This window comes from Acetobacter tropicalis, assembly GCF_001580915.1.
Lineage (GTDB): Bacteria > Pseudomonadota > Alphaproteobacteria > Acetobacterales > Acetobacteraceae > Acetobacter > Acetobacter tropicalis.
In genome coordinates this window covers 33532-50222 of record NZ_LHZQ01000211.1, presented here as the reverse complement: position 1 = coordinate 50222, position 16691 = coordinate 33532, and the positions used below count along the sequence as shown (strand labels likewise).

17 protein-coding genes are annotated in these 16691 nt (G+C 57.7%); 16 read left to right on the top strand and 1 reads right to left on the bottom strand.

The window, feature by feature from the left end; genetic code table 11:
- Nucleotides 1–32 precede the first annotated feature (32 nt).
- The 16 genes from AD944_RS10390 (at nt 33) to thiD (ending at nt 15894) form a co-directional block, all read left to right on the top strand.
- Nucleotides 33–782, top strand: coding sequence for a YebC/PmpR family DNA-binding transcriptional regulator (locus tag AD944_RS10390; protein WP_035382568.1), 750 nt, complete (start codon nt 33–35; stop codon nt 780–782).
- Nucleotides 783–784: 2 nt separating this feature from the next.
- Nucleotides 785–1291, top strand: coding sequence for a crossover junction endodeoxyribonuclease RuvC (gene ruvC / locus AD944_RS10385; protein ID WP_006557695.1), 507 nt, complete (start codon nt 785–787; stop codon nt 1289–1291).
- Nucleotides 1288–1896, top strand: coding sequence for a Holliday junction branch migration protein RuvA (gene ruvA / locus AD944_RS10380; protein WP_006557694.1), 609 nt, complete (start codon nt 1288–1290; stop codon nt 1894–1896). Before ruvC ends, ruvA begins: the two co-directional genes overlap by 4 nt.
- Nucleotides 1893–2972, top strand: a complete 1080-nt coding sequence (gene ruvB / locus AD944_RS10375) for a Holliday junction branch migration DNA helicase RuvB (RefSeq protein WP_006557693.1) — start codon at nt 1893–1895, stop codon at nt 2970–2972. Before ruvA ends, ruvB begins: the two co-directional genes overlap by 4 nt.
- The gene (gene ybgC / locus AD944_RS10370; RefSeq protein ID WP_035382572.1) at nt 2969–3382 is read left to right on the top strand and encodes a tol-pal system-associated acyl-CoA thioesterase; all 414 of its coding nucleotides are present in this window, start codon (nt 2969–2971) and stop codon (nt 3380–3382) included. The genes ruvB and ybgC overlap by 4 nt, the downstream gene beginning before the upstream one ends.
- Nucleotides 3383–3477: 95 nt before the next feature.
- Nucleotides 3478–4218 carry a protein TolQ gene (tolQ, locus tag AD944_RS10365; protein ID WP_176364784.1) on the top strand — a complete coding sequence of 247 codons (741 nt, stop codon included), beginning with the start codon at nt 3478–3480 and terminating at the stop codon, nt 4216–4218.
- A 3-nt stretch (nt 4219–4221) separates the two neighbouring features.
- Complete coding sequence (tolR, locus tag AD944_RS10360; protein WP_035382576.1) at nt 4222–4653, top strand: protein TolR; 432 nt, start codon at nt 4222–4224, stop codon at nt 4651–4653.
- Nucleotides 4654–4680: 27 nt separating this feature from the next.
- Nucleotides 4681–5673: a hypothetical protein gene (locus tag AD944_RS10355; protein ID WP_006559843.1), complete on the top strand. Its 993-nt coding sequence runs from the start codon at nt 4681–4683 to the stop codon at nt 5671–5673.
- A gap of 25 nt (nt 5674–5698) precedes the next feature.
- The gene (gene tolB / locus AD944_RS10350; protein ID WP_006559844.1) at nt 5699–7063 is read left to right on the top strand and encodes a Tol-Pal system beta propeller repeat protein TolB; all 1365 of its coding nucleotides are present in this window, start codon (nt 5699–5701) and stop codon (nt 7061–7063) included.
- A gap of 438 nt (nt 7064–7501) precedes the next feature.
- Complete coding sequence (pal, locus tag AD944_RS10345) at nt 7502–7978, top strand: peptidoglycan-associated lipoprotein Pal (protein ID WP_035382583.1); 477 nt, start codon at nt 7502–7504, stop codon at nt 7976–7978.
- Nucleotides 7979–8115: 137 nt separating this feature from the next.
- Nucleotides 8116–9003: a tol-pal system YbgF family protein gene (locus AD944_RS10340; RefSeq protein WP_082741173.1), complete on the top strand. Its 888-nt coding sequence runs from the start codon at nt 8116–8118 to the stop codon at nt 9001–9003.
- An 89-nt stretch (nt 9004–9092) separates the two neighbouring features.
- On the top strand, nt 9093–10322 hold the full coding sequence (tilS, locus tag AD944_RS10335) for a tRNA lysidine(34) synthetase TilS (protein ID WP_236709161.1): 1230 nt from the start codon (nt 9093–9095) through the stop codon (nt 10320–10322).
- Between the two features lie 177 nt (nt 10323–10499).
- A complete protein-coding gene (ftsH, locus tag AD944_RS10330; protein WP_045541832.1) occupies nt 10500–12446 on the top strand; it encodes an ATP-dependent zinc metalloprotease FtsH in 1947 nt (648 codons plus the stop codon).
- Nucleotides 12447–12514: 68 nt separating this feature from the next.
- Entirely contained in the window at nt 12515–13549 is a 1035-nt protein-coding gene (folP, locus tag AD944_RS10325; protein WP_045541771.1) for a dihydropteroate synthase, read from the top strand.
- Between the two features lie 135 nt (nt 13550–13684).
- Nucleotides 13685–15043 (top strand): phosphoglucosamine mutase, encoded by a 1359-nt coding sequence (glmM, locus tag AD944_RS10320; protein ID WP_035382668.1) that lies wholly within the window; start codon nt 13685–13687, stop codon nt 15041–15043.
- Between the two features lie 5 nt (nt 15044–15048).
- Complete coding sequence (gene thiD, locus AD944_RS10315) at nt 15049–15894, top strand: bifunctional hydroxymethylpyrimidine kinase/phosphomethylpyrimidine kinase (protein ID WP_045541770.1); 846 nt, start codon at nt 15049–15051, stop codon at nt 15892–15894.
- Nucleotides 15895–15925: 31 nt separating this feature from the next.
- Here thiD and AD944_RS10310 read toward each other — a convergent pair whose 3' ends face one another.
- Complete coding sequence (locus AD944_RS10310; RefSeq protein WP_045541769.1) at nt 15926–16648, bottom strand: response regulator transcription factor; 723 nt, start codon at nt 16646–16648, stop codon at nt 15926–15928.
- Nucleotides 16649–16691 lie beyond the last annotated feature (43 nt).

Sequence of the window (16691 nt, the reverse complement as noted above, 5' to 3'; positions counted from 1 at the left end):
GGAGTGTGGACGGGACAGTTAGGTAAGGAACTATGGCGGGTCATTCCCAATTTAAGAACATCATGCACCGTAAAGGTGCGCAGGATGCCAAGCGGGCCAAACAGTTTGCCAAGGTTATTCGTGAACTGACGGTTGCTGCCCGTTCCGGCCTGCCTGACCCTGCGTCCAACCCGCGCCTGCGGGCGGCTATTGCCGCCGCGCGTGATGTGAACATGCCCAAGGACAATATTGACCGCGCCATCAAGAAGGCGACGGGCGCTGCGGGCGGTGAAGATTATGTGGAAGTGCGCTACGAAGGTTACGGCCCGGCTGGCGTTGCTGTTATTGTGGAAGCCCTGACCGATAACCGTAATCGCACGGCATCTGATGTGCGCGCGGCGTTCTCCAAATATGGTGGGTCTCTGGGGGAAACCAATTCGGTCTCCTTTATGTTCCGTCGCCTTGGTGTGATCACCTATCCGCTTTCTGTGGCTTCAGAAGATGACATGCTGGAAGCCGCCATTGAAGCAGGGGCTGAAAATGTTGTGTCTTCCGACACAACGCATGAGATCACCTGTGAAGTGGAATCTTTTTTTACCGTGCGGGATTCGCTGGAAGCCAAGTTTGGTGAGCCGGAAAGCGCCAAGCTGGACTGGCGGCCGGAAAACAGCGTGACGCTGGATGAAGAAAAAGCCACCAGCGTGTTCAAGCTGCTGGACGTTCTGGAAGACAATGACGACGTGCAGAACGTTTACGCCAATTTTGATCTGCCGGATGATCTGGCCGAAAAACTGTCTTCCTGACAGTGGTGCGCCTGCTCGGCATTGATCCCGGCCTACGGTTTACCGGTTGGGGTGTGATTGATGTCGAGGGTAACCGGTTGCGGCACGTTGAAAACGGCGTGATTGCAACCAACAGCGCGGATAGCGTGCCAGACCGGCTGAAGGTGCTGCACGAAAACCTGACATTGCTGATAGACCGTCTGGCTCCGTCTGAAGCGGCGGTTGAAGAAACTTACGTTAACCGTAACGGCACCGCCACGCTCAAATTGGGATACGCGCGTGGCGTGGCCCTTCTGGCTCCGGCTTTGGCCGGGTTGGACGTGGCGGAATACGGCGCGTTGTCTGTTAAAAAATCTGTTGTGGGCACAGGCTCTGCCGATAAGGATCAGGTGGAAATGATGGTACGCCGTCTGCTGCCTGGGGTTAAGGTTTTGCGGGCAGATGCGTCTGACGCATTGGCGGTGGCCATTTGCCATGCGCATCATCGGGCCAGCGCCCGCCACATTGCGGCCGGGGTAAGAATGGCATGATTGCGTTTCTGTGCGGGTTGGTCATTCAGGTTGAAACAGGATCGTGCGTTATTGATGTGAACGGCGTGGGATATCTGGTCTCGGCGTCCACACGTACTTTGGCGGCGCTGCCCAATCCGCCGGAAAAAGCCCGCGTGCTGATTGAAACAGTGGTGCGGGAAGATGCCATTCTTCTGTACGGCTTCATGGAAAGCGCGGAACGCGAATGGTTCCGGCTCCTGACCAGCGTGCAGGGCGTTGGGGCCAAAGTGGCCTTGGGGATTCTGTCCACACTTTCTCCGGGTGAACTGGTGGCTGCGCTTTCCACAGCGGACAAAGCCAGCCTGACCCGTGCACCGGGTGTAGGGGGGCGTCTGGCCGACCGAATCCTGACGGAACTGCGTGATAAAGCGGGTAAAATGCCCGGTGGCGGCGGTGGGATTGTGTTCCCTGCTGCGGCCACACCGGGCGGCGGGATCGAGGCGGATGCCCTGATGGCGCTGGCCGGTCTGGGTTTCCGTCGCTCGGAGGCAGTGCCGGTTGTGCGGCGCTTGCTGGACGAACGTGGTGCAGCCGCCACGCTGGATACAGTGCTGCGGGATAGCCTGAAGGAGCTGGCCCGATGAGCGGTGCTGACTTCACGCCTGAACGGGAAATCGACGCCGGCCGCCACGAGGATGATGCGGGAGAAGGGTCGCTTCGCCCGCAAACTCTGGCGGATTTTACCGGGCAACGTGCGAGTCGGGAAAATCTGGCCGTGTTTATTGCCGCTGCCCGCCAGCGGGGAGAGGCACTGGACCATGTTCTTCTGCATGGGCCACCGGGGTTGGGCAAAACCACACTGGCGCAGATTGTGTCTCGTGAACTCGGGGTCGGGTTTCGGGCAACATCTGGCCCGGTTATTCAACGGGCTGGTGACCTGGCGGCCATCCTGACCAACCTGCAACCGCGGGATGTGCTGTTTATTGATGAAATTCATCGCCTGCAGCCCGCGATCGAGGAAATTCTCTATCCCGCGATGGAAGATTTCCAGCTTGATCTGATTATTGGGGAAGGCCCGGCCGCACGGTCTGTACGAATTGATCTGCCCCCCTTTACCTTGGTGGCGGCAACAACCCGTGCGGGCCTGTTGGCCACGCCCTTGCGGGACCGTTTTGGTATTCCGCTTCGGCTGGTGTTCTATACGCCGGATGAACTCCGGCTGATTGTGGCGCGCGGTGCGGAAAAGCTCGGCTTTGCGCTTAGCAGCGAAGGGGCGGAGGAAATTGCCCGCCGTTCCCGTGGCACACCCCGTATTGCGGGGCGTCTACTGCGCCGGGTGCGGGATTTTGCGTTGGTAAGCGGCAAAGGCACGGCTCCCGTCAGTCGTGAGGTTGCGGATGCGGCTCTCAGTCGTCTGGAAGTGGATGCACTGGGGCTGGATGCCATGGATCGCCGTTACCTGCGTCGCATTGCGGAATACCACCATGGCGGCCCGGTTGGTGTAGAGACACTTGCAGCCGCCTTGGCTGAAGCGCGGGACACACTGGAAGACGTGATTGAGCCTTATCTGATTCAGGAAGGGCTCATTATGCGTACCAGTCGGGGGCGCATGCTTGGGGAGCGGGGCTGGCGGCATCTGGGTCTGACCCCACCGGCCAGACCGGATGAGCCGCGTTCAGCCCAGATGGATCTTCTGCCGGAAGATGAGGAGGGCGAATGACCACGCATAGCATCGATTTTCGCATTTATTATGAAGATACAGATGCAGGGGGCATTGTGTATCACGCCCGGTATCTGGCGTTTGCCGAGCGGGCCCGCACGGAGGCCATTCGCAGCCTGGGCATGCCAGCGGCCAGCCTTTTGTCAGAGTTCGGGCTGGTGTTTGTGGTGCGGGACGCCACGATCAATTACCGGGTGCCGCTCACGCTTGATGATATTGCAACTGTCACCACGCGCCTGCTTGAGCAGAAGGCGGCAAGTTGCAGGCTTGAGCAGGTTTTTACCCGCGGTAATGAATTTTGCGCGCGCGTTGACGTGGTTCTGGCCTGCGTCAAAGCAAAAGATGGTCGTCCTGCCCGATTTCCGCCGTTATGGCGTGATCTTTTACGCCGACTTGAAGCGGAAGAGTAGAGGCCCTCTTCTGCTTTCGCACGGAAGACAGTAAAAACGGTGCAGTTGGGCAGCATAGGTAAAAGCCCGAGTCGGTGACTGGTTGCCCACTATGGGTGCAGAGGCAGGAGGCGTTTTTGGATCGTGCGGTTGACGCGGCAAATCTCGGCGTAGCAGCGGCGGGAGATCTGTCGGTATGGGGCATGTTTATGAATGCCTCCTTTATGGTCAAACTGGTCATGCTGGGGCTTGTGCTGTGTAGCGTGATGGTTTGGGCCATTATTTTCGACAAGATTGTTACACTGCGGCGGATCAACAAACAGGCCTCAGCCTTTGAAGACCGGTTCTGGTCTGGCGGCAGCCTTGATGATCTGTATGAAAGTGATGGCGCCAAGCCGGTGCACCCGCTGGCTGCCGTATTTGGTGCCGCTATGGGGGAATGGCGGCGTTCTGCCCGTATCCCCGGTGTGGATCTGGTGCGCGGCGGCGTGAAGGAACGTGTTGACCGTGCCATTGGCATTACGGTGACGCGTGAAATGGACCGCCTGCGCCGTTGGGTGATTTTTCTGGCAACAGTGGCGCCCGTTGCACCGTTTGTCGGCCTGTTTGGCACGGTGTGGGGGATCATGCATTCCTTTGCGTCCATTGCCGCCATGCACAACACCAATCTGAGCGTTGTGGCCCCCGGTATTTCAGAAGCCCTGTTTGCAACGGCCATTGGCCTGCTTACGGCTGTACCTGCTTATGTGGCCTATAACGTGATCAGCAACAGCCTTGATCTGTTCCAGGACCGTCTGGAAGGGTTTGGCACGGAATTTGCGGCCATTCTTTCCCGCCAGTCCGAAGAAAGGGCCTGAGCCATGGCGATGCCGTCGGGAGGAGGAGGGCGCCGCAGGCGGCGTCCGATGGCCGAAATCAACGTGACGCCTATGGTGGACGTCATGCTGGTTCTGCTTATCATCTTCATGGTCACATCCCCCATGTTGACAAGCGGCGTGAACGTGGACCTGCCCAAGACCGATGCCCGGCCCGTTAATTCAGATACCAAGCCCATAACGGTGTCCATCAAGTCTGACGGAACGCTTTATCTGGGAGATTCCGAAGTCTCGCCGGATCAGTTGGTGACGCAGCTCAAGGCTGCTGCCAATAACGATGCGGAACACCGTATTTTTGTCCGTGGTGATGCTCATATTGATTATGGGCGTGTCATGCAGGTGATGGGGCAGATCACCGAAGGCGGCTTCACCCACGTGGCCCTGCTGGCGCAGCAACCCGCCAGCAGCGGGCACTAAATTCTCCCACGCGGAGAGGACAAACTCATGGTGCGGCCACGCCGTTCCGAACAGATTCTGCTTCGGCGGTCTCTCTATCTGTCAGGCGGAGCGCACATTGCGCTTCTGTTGGCGCTTCTTCTTTCCCTGCCAGCCCCCAAGCCGCCGGAGGAACCTCCTCCGGTTGTGGAAATGCAGTTTGAAAGCGCTGACAGTGGCGGCTCCACGGCCAAGGCTGACAAGCCTTCCCCGACACCTGCGCCCGCTCCGGCCCCTGTGCCGAATGATGCGCCCCCTACGCCGGAACCGCCCAAGCCTGTTCCGAACGAGGAATCGCCACCTCCGCCACCCCCACCGCAGCCTATTCCGCCACCGCCTGTGCCAGAAGCGGAAAAGCTGCCTGATACGCCCATTCCACCCAAAGCGGATGAGCCTTCTCCGGATGTGGTGAAAACGCCGCCGTCTCCGCCGTCGCCCCCAAAAGCGACGCCGAGCGTGGCGCCGCCTTCTCCCGTGACTGAACCCACGGATACGCTGCCTGATACGCCTATTCCGTCGCATATCACGCAGCCGAACAAGGCGAAGAAAACCCAGACGGATAGCCATTCCCTGCTGGAGACACTGGATTCATTCCGGTCGGACCAGAAGCAGACGCATGCGCCCACGGCAAAGGCCAACCCCGTGCAGGGTGGTGCGCCCAATGGGGGTGGGTCACCCACAGGGGATATTACGCGCAGCCTGAGTGTGGGTGAGCAGAAGGCCATCGGGGGAGCTGTGCGCCGCTGCTATACGGAAGATACGGCCGCAAAGAATTACGCGACCTTTGTGGCGCACCTGATTGTGACGGTGGATGCCACAGGGGAGGCGCGTATTGTGCAGTTTGCTCCGCAGACACAGGCACAGATGAACGCTGATCCTTCCTATCGTGCTCTGGCGGAACGGGCGCGGGCGGCGGTTTTGAGCCCTACCTGTTCCAAGCTGCCAATTCCCAAAAACCTTCTGGGTCAGACCCGGCAGTTGAAATTTATATTCAGGCCTTGATTCAGGCCACAGGGAGAAAAAACGTATGCTGACGAATACCCGGCCGATTATTTCTGACCAGGATGCCGACAACCTGAAGTCTTTTCTGGGCCGCCGTACCGTGATGGGAGCCGGGCTGGCAGCTGGGGGCCTGCTGGCAACCCCGCTTTCCGCCATGGCTGCCGCTGCCGCCGCGCCGGAAGCGGAAATTACCGTTGATCAGGCCCGCACGGCACCGATCCCCATTATCCTGCCCAATTTTGGTGGTGGATTGGGTGCTCAGATTGCTGAAGTGCTGAGCAATGATCTGACCAATACAGGCCTGTTCAAGGTTCTGCCGGGTGGGGCCTCCACGGGCGCGCCGGATTTCTCTACCGCAAAAGCAACCGGTGCACGGGCGCTGGTAACGGGCACAGTTTCCGGCAGCGGGTCGGTCCGGGTGGAAATGCGTCTGTGGGATGTACTGACACAGCAGCAGATTCAGGGCACGGCCTACACAACCTCTTCCGCCAACTGGCGTCGGATTGCCCACATTGTGGGGGATGTGATCTATGAGCGCATGCTGGGTGAAAAAGGGTACTTTGATACCCGTATCGCCTTCATTTCCCGCTCTGGCGCGCGGGCCCATCAGCGTACACGCCTTGCCATCATGGATCAGGACGGTGCGAACGCCCGCATGTTGACGGCTGGCAACTGGCTGACCCTGACACCGCGCTTCAGCCCGGTGAAGGATCAGGTGGCCTTCATGTCCTACGCCAATAATCGTCCGCGGGTGTATCTGTTTGACCTCGGCAGTGGCCGCCAGCAGATTCTGGGTGAGTTTGCGGGCATTTCCTTCGCGCCCCGTTTCTCTCCAGATGGTCGCTCCGTTGTTCTGTCCGTTACCCGTAATGGTGGATCAGACCTGTTTGTGGTTGATCTGGCCTCTGGCTCGCGTCGCCAGATCACGGCATCCGGCGCCATTGACACCAGCCCCAGCTACAGCCCCGATGGCTCACAGATTGTTTTCAACTCTGACCGTGGCGGCAGCCCGCAGTTGTACATCATGAGTGCGTCTGGCGGCGGGGCACGCCGTATTTCTTACGGCAATGGCACGTATGGGTCTCCGGTATGGTCTCCGCGTGGGGATCTGATTGCCTTTACCCGCATTGCCAATGGCAGCTTCTCTCTGGGGGTCATGAACCCGGATGGCACGGGCGAACGGATCATGACCGAAGGCTTTACAGTGGAAAGCCCGAGTTTCTGCCCCAACGGCCGTGTTCTGGCCTATTGCCGCCAGACCCGCGCTGGCGCAGGGGGCGCAGGCTTTAATTCAACCATCGGTATGGTGGACATTACGGGCTTCAATGATCGCGTCCTGCCAACACCCGGTCAGGCGTCTGATCCAGCATGGTCACCCCTTAACGGGTAACGGTCCGGGTTTGCGCCATAAGGCACGAGCCAAAGCCAATGAAGGCGGGACGGGGAAAAAACCCCGCTCCGCCTTTTTTATGCCGTATTGAGGCGGATAATAGGAAAATGACGGTTTCGACTCCCCAAAGAGAAGGGAGCGTTTTTCTAAATAAAAATCCAGATTTGCGATTCGATTACTTCGCATGCTTAGTAAACTGCTGCCTTTGATGCCATTATGTGGCTATTTGGCATCGGTTTGCGAATGGCTGTCATCTAAATCTGAGATGTCGCTTGACCGGAAGAATAAGCTATGGCTTAGGGCAAGGTGGTCTCCAAAATTCGTCGGCTCTTCGAAGGCTTCGGAGAGGAGCAGAAGAATACGCGGGGATGCAAGCACTTAAGTTTGTTTTTTCTCTCCGAATAGTTCTCATATTGAACTAATCTCAGGATCCGACACATGAGACTGAAGTTTATCGCTGCACTTGGTATGGTTGCCCTTCTTTCTGCCTGTGCGCATGAAAAGGCCGATACCGGTGCGTCCACGGGTGCAGCAACGGCACAGCCGAGCGGCCCTGTTCCCGGTAGTGAAGCCGATCTGGTCGCCAACGTTGGGGACCGCGTGTTCTTTGATCTGAACAAGAGCGGCCTGACTTCTGACGCCCAGACCACCCTGCAGAAGCAGGCCTCCTGGCTGGCTCAGTACCCGCAGGTCAACGTTGAAGTTGCTGGCAACTGCGATGACCGTGGCACGGAAGAATACAACATTGCTCTGGGTCAGCGTCGTGCCAATGCGGCACGTGACTTCCTGGTTGCCAAAGGTGTTGCATCTTCCCGCATTTCCACCATCTCCTACGGTAAGGACCGCCCGACCGCAGTTGGTGATGATGAAAGCGCATGGGCCCAGAACCGTAACGCGATTACTTCTGTCAAATAAGTTTCGAGTTCGTTCATATTTGGTCTGAAAAAGCAGGCTGGGTGGTTTTCGCCCAGCCTGTTTTTGCGTTCAGGCTCTTGTTTTCCGGGCTGGAATGATGAAATCCTTGCCCGCTTTTTTAAAAGGGTGAGGTCTTTATGAAACGCCTGGTGATGACATCAGTTTCCGCCTGCGGGCGCATGGCCGTGCTGGGTCTTCCGTTGGCTGCCGTGCTGGCCGCCAGCACACCGCTTGCGCATGCGCAGGAAGTTTCCAGCCGTGAAGGGCTTGCTCTGCAAAACCAGATCATGGCGCTTCAGCAGCAGTTGAGCCAGATCCAGTCTTCAGGGGGAAGTGGCGCACTGCCTGCGCCATCCGCTACCCCCGCGCCGTCATCCGGTGGCGGTGGGGATCTCACAGCCCAGCTTCTGGAACGTGTGAACACGCTGGAACAGCAGCAGCGTGAAATGCGGGGTGAGATCGATCAGCTTACCAATGATCTGCAAAAGCAGACAGCCGCGCTTTCCAAACAGGTAGCGGATGCACAGTTTGCCGCGCAAAACGGCGGCGGTGGGGCTGCTGCTGGTGCCGCAGCGGGGGCGGCAACTGCAGCGACCGCGTCCGCAGCAAGCGGAAGTGGAACAGATGCTGCGGCCAAGCCGACAACGCCTGACGCCATGCTAGCCGCCGGGAAAGCTGCCTTGCAGAAGCGTGATTACGCAACCGCTCACGAGAACGCCGAGGGCGCTTTGAAAAACGCCAAAGGCAGCTTCAAAGTCGATGCCCAGTTCCTGCTGGCGCAGTCTCTGGCCGGGGAAAAGCAATACCGCCAGTCTGCCGTAGCGTATTATGACGCGTACCGTCAGGCTCCTAAAAGTGCACGTGCGCCGGATGCCCTGCTGGGTGTTACGGCTTCCCTGCTGGCGTTGGGGGACAAAAAGGCGGCGTGTCAGGCGCTGGGAAAACTGAAGTCAGAGTTTCCCTCACCAACACAGCGCGTTTCTCATGCTGCTGAAATTTATGCCGGTCGGGGCGGCTGCCAGTAATTTCTGGACTGACCGCCTTTGAAGGGGAGGGACTCCGGCAAGCCGATGGTGCTCTGCCTCCTCTCTCTCCTTTTTCTGACACTCCCGTCTTGCCCGCGCAGTTTCAGGCCATTATCACACGCCTTGGACCATGGATGCCGGATGATTCCTCCTTTCCACCTATCGCACTTGCGGTGTCAGGTGGGGGGGATAGTCTTTGTCTGGCGTGGCTGGCATCGCGCTGGCGCAAGCGGCTTATTGCGTTTGTGGTTGACCATGGATTGCGCCCCGAATCCGCAGAAGAAGCCCGTTTAACGGTAAGTCGTCTGGCGAAACTGGGCGTGCCCGGACGTATTCTGACCCTGACAGATCTGGCAAAAGGCCCGCGCATGGCAGAGCGTGCCCGGCAGGCGCGCTATGCGGCGCTGGCACACGCATGCCGGGAGATGGGCTGCCTTGATCTCCTCTTGGGGCACCAAGCGGATGATCAGGCCGAAACTGTTGCCATGCGGCAACGTGCAGGCAGCGGTCCAACAGGGCTGGCGGGGATGGGATGGAGCACGGTGCTGCCCGATATGCGGCTGGTGCGTCCTCTTCTGGGGTTTTCTCGCGCGGCGTTGCGCAACACCTTGCGGCAGGCCGGTGTTGTGTGGGTGGATGATCCCTCCAACGAGGATACCAAAGCGGAACGGGTTCGTGTCCGGCAGGCTTTGCTCATCGGAGATAGGCGAGACACCTTATGGCAAGAAGCCATCCGCTATGGTCGGGCGCGCATGCAACAGGAAGCGGAGTACACGCAGTATCTGGCGCAGCACGCAGCGTTTCTACCAGAAGGGTGGGTGTGTCTGGGGTCTATCTTGCCGGAGCCAGCGCTGCTTTCTCCCCTTATCCGGAGTGTGGGCGGATTGCCTTATCCTCCATCTCCATCTGCCGTCGCACGCCTGTGTGCGGAAGCGCAACCAGCCACGCTGGCGGGGGTGCAGATGCTTCGGCATAAAGGGCAATGGATTTTACTGCGTGAAGCCGCAGCCATGCAGGGTCGTGTGATCGCACAGAATGGAAACCTATGGGATAACCGTTTTGTGTTGCACCTGCCTTCAGAGCTTGAGGCGGAAGGATTACGGGTGGGGGCGGCAGGGATAGGCGTGCCCCGCGCCAGCCGTGCCGGTTGGCCCGCGCGCTTATGCGCAACCCTGCCAGCCTTGTGGCGCGAGGGGCAGCGTGTTGCGGTGCCTCATTTAAATATATGGGAAGACCCGGCCCTGTGTGGAGCACGGTTTACGTTCCGCCCACCTGTTCCGGTTTCTGGCAGCGGTGTGTATGGAGAGTTGCCAGAGTAGGGCAGGAGAAAAAAGCGCGGCGCAGGCCCCCAAACAGGCAGAAAAAACTGTTTGCGGGGTAGGAATATCCGTACAGCGTCCCATTTATAACAGCAGAGGTTGCATTTTCCGGCATCTGCCGCTCAGATTGGGGGCTCTCCGGCGCTCTCGCACGATAAGTATGGAAACACAGCCAAGATGAACAATTTAGGCCGCAATTTGGCTCTCTGGGTCAGCATCATCGTGCTGCTGCTTTTGCTGGTGGATGTTTTCCAGCCGGGGAGCACACAGCATGCGGCCCAGCAGCTTGCCTATTCAGATTTCGTGGCAGACGTGGATTCAGGCCATGTCCGCTCCGTTGTGATGCAGAATCACAATATCTCCGGCACTCTGACCGACGGGACCGCCTTTGAGACGTTTGCGCCGCAGGATCCTTCACTTGTCACCCGTATGGTCGGCAAGGGAGTTGAGGTTGTGGCCAAGCCGCTGGATCAGGAAGGCAGCCCGCTGCTGCGCTACTTCCTGAACTCTCTGCCCATTATCCTGCTGGTAGGGGCATGGCTGTTCATGATGCGCCAGATGCAGGGCGGCGGCGGTCGGGCCATGGGCTTTGGCAAATCCCGCGCCAAGATGCTGACGGAAAAGCATGGTCGCGTCACGTTTGAGGATGTGGCTGGCATTGATGAAGCCAAGAGCGAGTTGCAGGAAATTGTCGATTTCCTTAAAGACCCGCAGAAATTCACCCGTCTGGGCGGTAAAATCCCTAAAGGGGTTCTGCTGTGTGGTCCTCCGGGCACGGGTAAGACGCTGCTGGCGCGTGCCATTGCGGGTGAAGCCAATGTGCCGTTCTTCACCATTTCCGGCTCTGACTTTGTGGAAATGTTCGTAGGTGTGGGCGCCTCCCGCGTGCGTGACATGTTCGAGCAGGGTAAGAAAGCGGCTCCGTGCATTATCTTCATTGACGAAATTGACGCCGTAGGCCGCCACCGTGGGGCAGGCATGGGTGGCGGTAACGATGAACGCGAACAGACACTCAACCAGATGCTGGTTGAAATGGACGGCTTTGAAAGCAACGAAGGCGTTATTCTGATTGCGGCCACCAACCGTCCTGACGTGCTGGACCCGGCTCTGCTGCGTCCCGGCCGGTTTGATCGTCAGGTTGTGGTGCCGAACCCGGATGTGTCTGGCCGTGAAAAAATCCTGCGTGTTCACATGCGCAAGGTTCCGCTGGCATCTGATGTGGACCCTCGCATTATCGCCCGTGGCACGCCCGGTTTCTCCGGGGCTGATCTTGCCAATCTGGTGAACGAGGCCGCTCTGGCTGCTGCCCGTCTGGGCAAGCGCACGGTTGCCATGCGTGAGTTTGAAGACGCCAAGGACAAGGTGCTGATGGGTGCTGAGCGTCGTTCCCTTGTCATGAGTGATGAGGAAAAGAAGCGCACGGCGTATCATGAAGCTGGCCATGCCATTACGGCTGTGCTGGTGCCGGAAAGTGAACCCATTCACAAGGCGACCATTATTCCGCGTGGGCGGGCACTGGGTATGGTGATGCGTCTGCCTGAAGGTGATCGCCTGTCCATGAGCAAAAAGAACTGTATTGCTCATCTGGTGGTGGCCATGGGTGGCCGCGTGGCAGAGGAAGTTGTTTACGGCAAGGACAACATCTGCAACGGGGCGATGGGTGATATCCAGATGGCGACCCGTGTTGCCCGCAGCATGGTGACCGAATGGGGCATGAGCGAAAAGGTTGGCATGATCGCCTTTGCCAATGATGATCAGGGCGGTGGCATGGGCTTCTTTGGTGGGGCTGCCAAGAACTTCTCTGAACATACGGCCAAGGAAATTGATGCTGAAATCAAGCGTCTGATTGATGAGGCTTATGATCAGGCCCGCAACTACATGCACGATCACGTGGATGAACTGCACCGTCTGGCCGAAGCCCTGCTGGAGTTTGAAACGCTGACAGGCGAGGAAATTCGCCAGATCATGCGTGGACAGCCGATTGAACGGGTGGAGATTGATGACTCTGCTCCCGTGAACCGTCGGTCTTCCGTGCCTCAGGTTTCCGGGCCGGATATCACACCGCCCGGTTCCAAGCCGGAAGGGGATGAGGGTGGCATGACACCCGTGCCTCAGCCGGGCTAAGAGCAGGATCAGCTAAGGTTAAGGGAAGGCGGCAGCAATGCCGCCTTCTTTGCGTTTGGGGGAGAAGAATGGATTTCAGACGGTTGGTGGAACCCGCAGGGCTGCTCTATGGTGTTGCCGCGCAGGAAGCGGTGGAACGAGGAGATGCCTTACCACTTGCGGGTGGTCCCGCAGCGTTTACCTGTGTGGATCTGATAGAAGATAATACCCGCAGCGGCTTTATGCCTGTTGCTGCCGTCCCTGCCGGGTGGGAGAAAGAACTGGTGCGGGTTGCCCAAAGGCCCGTCAGTGGAAAATTACCCGAGAGGCCTTTGGTCATGGGTATCCTTAACCTCACACCGGACAGTTTCAGTGATGGTGGAACCCACCTTGAAACCAGCAAGGCTGTAGAGGCGGGGCAGGCAATGGTTCGCGCCGGGGCAGATGTGCTTGATCTGGGGGGAGAAAGCACACGTCCGGGGTCCTTGCCTGTCACTCCGCAGCAGGAATGGCACCGGATAGGCCCCGCCCTCCGCGCACTAAGGAAGCAGTCTCCAGATGTGGTTCTCTCTGTGGATACCCGTAATAGCTTTGTGATGGAGCAGGCTCTGGCCGTTGGGGCCGATGTGATCAACGATGTTTCAGCTCTGGCGCACGATCCAGATGCTTTGCCGCTTCTAGCCGAGCACGAGTGTGGTGTGGTGCTGATGCATATGCGTGGTGTTCCAGAAACCATGGCGCAGCATGCGGTATATGAGGATGTAGGTTACGAGGTGGTGCGGGAGTTGGGCCAGAGAGTGCAGGCTGCCTTGGATGCGGGCATTGCACGCGAACGTCTGGTGATTGACCCCGGTCTGGGGTTTGCCAAAACGACCGAGCAGAACCGGGAAATGCTGGCACGTCTTCCCCTGCTGGCTAATCTGGGGTGCAGGGTGCTGCTAGGTCTTTCCCGCAAACGTATGATCGGGGAATTGACGGGGGTATCAGACCCGGCACGGCGAGACCCTGCCACTCAAACGGCTACGCTGGAGGCCTTGCCTTTGGGGAATAGTATTTTGCGTGTGCATGAGGTGGAGGGCATGGTGCAGGCCGTCACGATGTGGCGGGCTGTGCATGTCGCCTGAAAAAAGAAGGTCGGTGCAGGTCTTCGCGGTTTCTTCAGACCCTGAATCGTTTTAGGGAGAAGAGAAGAAGGAAAAAAGCCATTTTTGGGCGTCACATCGTCTGCAAAATGGCCCGACGGCATGGAGAGAGATGACATGAGCAGGACAAGACGTCTTTTCGGAACAGATGGCATCCGGGGGACTGCGAACATTGCTCCCATGACCGTGGAAACTGCTCAAAGGCTGGGGCAGGCTGCCGGACTGCGCTTTACACGCGGTGATCATCGGCACAGCGTTCTTCTTGGTAAGGATACGCGTCTGTCCGGCTACATGATTGAAAGCGCACTGGTTGCTGGTTTTCTGTCTGCCGGAATGGATGTAACGCTCGTTGGTCCGCTCCCCACACCGGCCATTGCCATGCTGACCCGTTCGCTCCGTGCTGATCTGGGTGTCATGATCTCGGCGTCTCACAATCCGTTTGGAGACAATGGTATCAAGTTGTTTGGCCCAGATGGTTTTAAACTGTCCGATCATGATGAAACGGATATTGAAGACCTGATGGAGGCTGATCTGACTGGGCGCCTGGCAACGCCGGAGAAGATTGGCCGTGCCTCCCGCCTGAATGACGCTGCCGGACGGTACGTGGAGAGTGCGAAAGCTTCCTTTCCGCGTAAACTGCGGCTGGATGGCATGAAAATTGTGATTGATTGCGCCAATGGCTCGGCCTACCGGGTGGCCCCTACGGCCTTGTGGGAACTGGGAGCGGAAGTCATCCGGATCGGGTGTACGCCTGATGGGGTTAACATTAATGAAGGATGTGGCTCCACGCATCCGGAGGCGCTGTGTAAAGCCGTGGTCCAGCATAAGGCGAATCTGGGCATCGCGCTGGATGGCGATGCAGACCGCGTTCTGATTGCGGATGAAACGGGCCGTCTGATTGATGGTGACCAGATTCTAGCCTTGATTGCGCAGTCCTGGGCACGGGAAGGGCGACTGATTGGCGAGTCGGTTGTGGCCACAGTCATGTCCAACATGGGCTTGGAGCGTTTTCTGAACACGCTGAATGTAGGTCTGGAGCGTACGGCGGTTGGAGATCGCTACGTTGTGGAACGTATGCGGGAACTGGGCAGCAATATTGGCGGTGAACAATCTGGCCATATGGTGCTGACAGATTTTGCAACCACTGGAGACGGCCTGATTGCTGCTCTGCAAATTCTGGCCGTGCTGGTGCAAGATGGACGCTCTGCCAGCGAAGTCTGCCGGATGTTCAACCCATTCCCTCAGAAGTTGCAGAATGTGCGTTTTACGGGCGGCAGCCCGCTTGAAGCGGACAGCGTTCTGGCCAAACAGAAGGAAGTAGAGCAGAAACTCTCAGGCCGTGGACGGTTGGTTCTGCGCAAGAGCGGCACGGAACCGTTGGTGCGCGTGATGGCGGAAGCTGAGGATGCAGCGCTGGTGGATGAGGTTGTCACCCAGATGTGTGACGCGCTTCAGGCTGTGAGCGAACCCGCCTGAGTACGATGACGGTACCAGAACCTTTGATCACCGGATCGCAGCAACGCGCTCCGGCGCGGGTGCTGTCCATTGCGGGAAGTGATTCGGGCGGCGGAGCCGGTATTCAGGCGGATATCAAAGCTATTACGGCTTTGGGTGGTTACGCCATGACAGCCATTACGGCTTTGACCGCCCAGAATACTTTAGGTGTGCAGGGAATTTATCCTGTAGATCCGGACTTTCTGCGCCTCCAGATTCGGAGCGTTCTGAATGATCTGGGCACAGATGCGTTCAAAACCGGTATGGTGGGTGGTCCGGCTGAAATCCGTGTGGTGGCGCAGGAAATTACGGCCTATCGCCAGCAGAACGTCCAGACGCTTTTCGTGCTTGATCCCGTTATGGTAGCTAAGGGGGGCGCAGCCTTGCTGGCAAAGGACGCCATTAGTACGCTGAAGGCGTACCTCTTTCCGCTCGCGACAGTGCTGACCCCCAACCTGCCCGAAGCAGAACGTCTCACGGGTCGTTCTGTGGAGACGATACAGGATATGAGGGTGGCGGCGCGCCATTTGCGAGAGGAAACAGGTGCAGCGGTCCTGCTGAAAGGCGGTCATTTATCAGGTGACGATCTGGTAGATGTCCTGCTGGATGATACCGGTTTTACGGAATTTGCAGATAAACGAATTCCTACCCGCCATACACATGGAACAGGATGTACTCTGGCAAGTGCGTTGGCCACGCTGCTTGCTCAAAATCATGCCATGGCAGATGCCATTTCCTTAAGCCGTCAGTATGTGCGGAACGCTATTCTTACAGCGCCAGGATTGGGCCATGGGGCAGGCCCCCTATGGCACGCGCATCCATTTCGGAAATAGAATTATTTCATAATGGTTTTTAAGTAATTCCTTATTCTCCGGCTGCCTGGAGTTGAGGAGCCCGGCTTTCCTGATAATGCCTGGCGGCATTGATCTGGTGCGCTGCGGGCTTTTTCGGCGGAGGGTCATTGAGAACATACCCACGTCCCCAAATGGTGGAAATGAGGTTTCCCGCTCCAGCAGCCTGAAGTTTTTTGCGTAATTTGCATACAAAGACATCAATAATCTTGATGTCTGGTTCATCATGCCCACCGTAAAGGTGGTTGAGGAGAGCTTCTTTGGATAAAGAAACGCCTTTTCTCAGAACAAGAAGTTCGAGAATAGCAAACTCTTTTCCTGTTAGATGAACGGGCAAGCCCGCCACGGTAACGGTATGTTGGTTGAGATCAAGAGCTAGATTGCCAACTTCCGTGATAGGCTGACAATAACCGTTAGACCGTCTTAAAATAGCCTGAACCCGTGCAACAAGTTCTTCCGGGTCAAAAGGTTTTGTCAGATAATCATCTGCACCAATTGAAAATAAGATGACGATAGGAGTCTGAATTTTTCGCGCCCGGAGAGAGGCAATAAAGTCGTAGCCATCCATATCGGGCAGAAATAACTCTACAATTACCAAACCGTACGTATAATTGCGGAGCATTTCAATTGCGCCGCGCCCCGTCTCGGTCACATCTACGTGAAGTCCGGCGTGTATAAGAACGGGAAGAATCGTTTGAGTTGCAGCATTGTTGTCTTCGGCCAATAGAATTCGCATGGCGTTAGTCCCTTCTCCCGGAAGAGAGTACAAACACACCCAA

Coding starts and splice junctions, on each gene's coding strand:
- AD944_RS10390 (WP_035382568.1), top strand. CDS start 33: ATGGCGGGTCATTCCCAATTTAAGAACATCATGCACCGTAAAGGTGCG.
- ruvA (WP_006557694.1), top strand. CDS start 1,288: ATGATTGCGTTTCTGTGCGGGTTGGTCATTCAGGTTGAAACAGGATCG.
- ruvB (WP_006557693.1), top strand. CDS start 1,893: ATGAGCGGTGCTGACTTCACGCCTGAACGGGAAATCGACGCCGGCCGC.
- ybgC (WP_035382572.1), top strand. CDS start 2,969: ATGACCACGCATAGCATCGATTTTCGCATTTATTATGAAGATACAGAT.
- tolR (WP_035382576.1), top strand. CDS start 4,222: ATGGCGATGCCGTCGGGAGGAGGAGGGCGCCGCAGGCGGCGTCCGATG.
- AD944_RS10355 (WP_006559843.1), top strand. CDS start 4,681: ATGGTGCGGCCACGCCGTTCCGAACAGATTCTGCTTCGGCGGTCTCTC.
- tolB (WP_006559844.1), top strand. CDS start 5,699: ATGCTGACGAATACCCGGCCGATTATTTCTGACCAGGATGCCGACAAC.
- pal (WP_035382583.1), top strand. CDS start 7,502: ATGAGACTGAAGTTTATCGCTGCACTTGGTATGGTTGCCCTTCTTTCT.
- AD944_RS10340 (WP_082741173.1), top strand. CDS start 8,116: ATGAAACGCCTGGTGATGACATCAGTTTCCGCCTGCGGGCGCATGGCC.
- ftsH (WP_045541832.1), top strand. CDS start 10,500: ATGAACAATTTAGGCCGCAATTTGGCTCTCTGGGTCAGCATCATCGTG.
- folP (WP_045541771.1), top strand. CDS start 12,515: ATGGATTTCAGACGGTTGGTGGAACCCGCAGGGCTGCTCTATGGTGTT.
- glmM (WP_035382668.1), top strand. CDS start 13,685: ATGAGCAGGACAAGACGTCTTTTCGGAACAGATGGCATCCGGGGGACT.
- thiD (WP_045541770.1), top strand. CDS start 15,049: ATGACGGTACCAGAACCTTTGATCACCGGATCGCAGCAACGCGCTCCG.
- AD944_RS10310 (WP_045541769.1), bottom strand. CDS start 16,648: ATGCGAATTCTATTGGCCGAAGACAACAATGCTGCAACTCAAACGATT.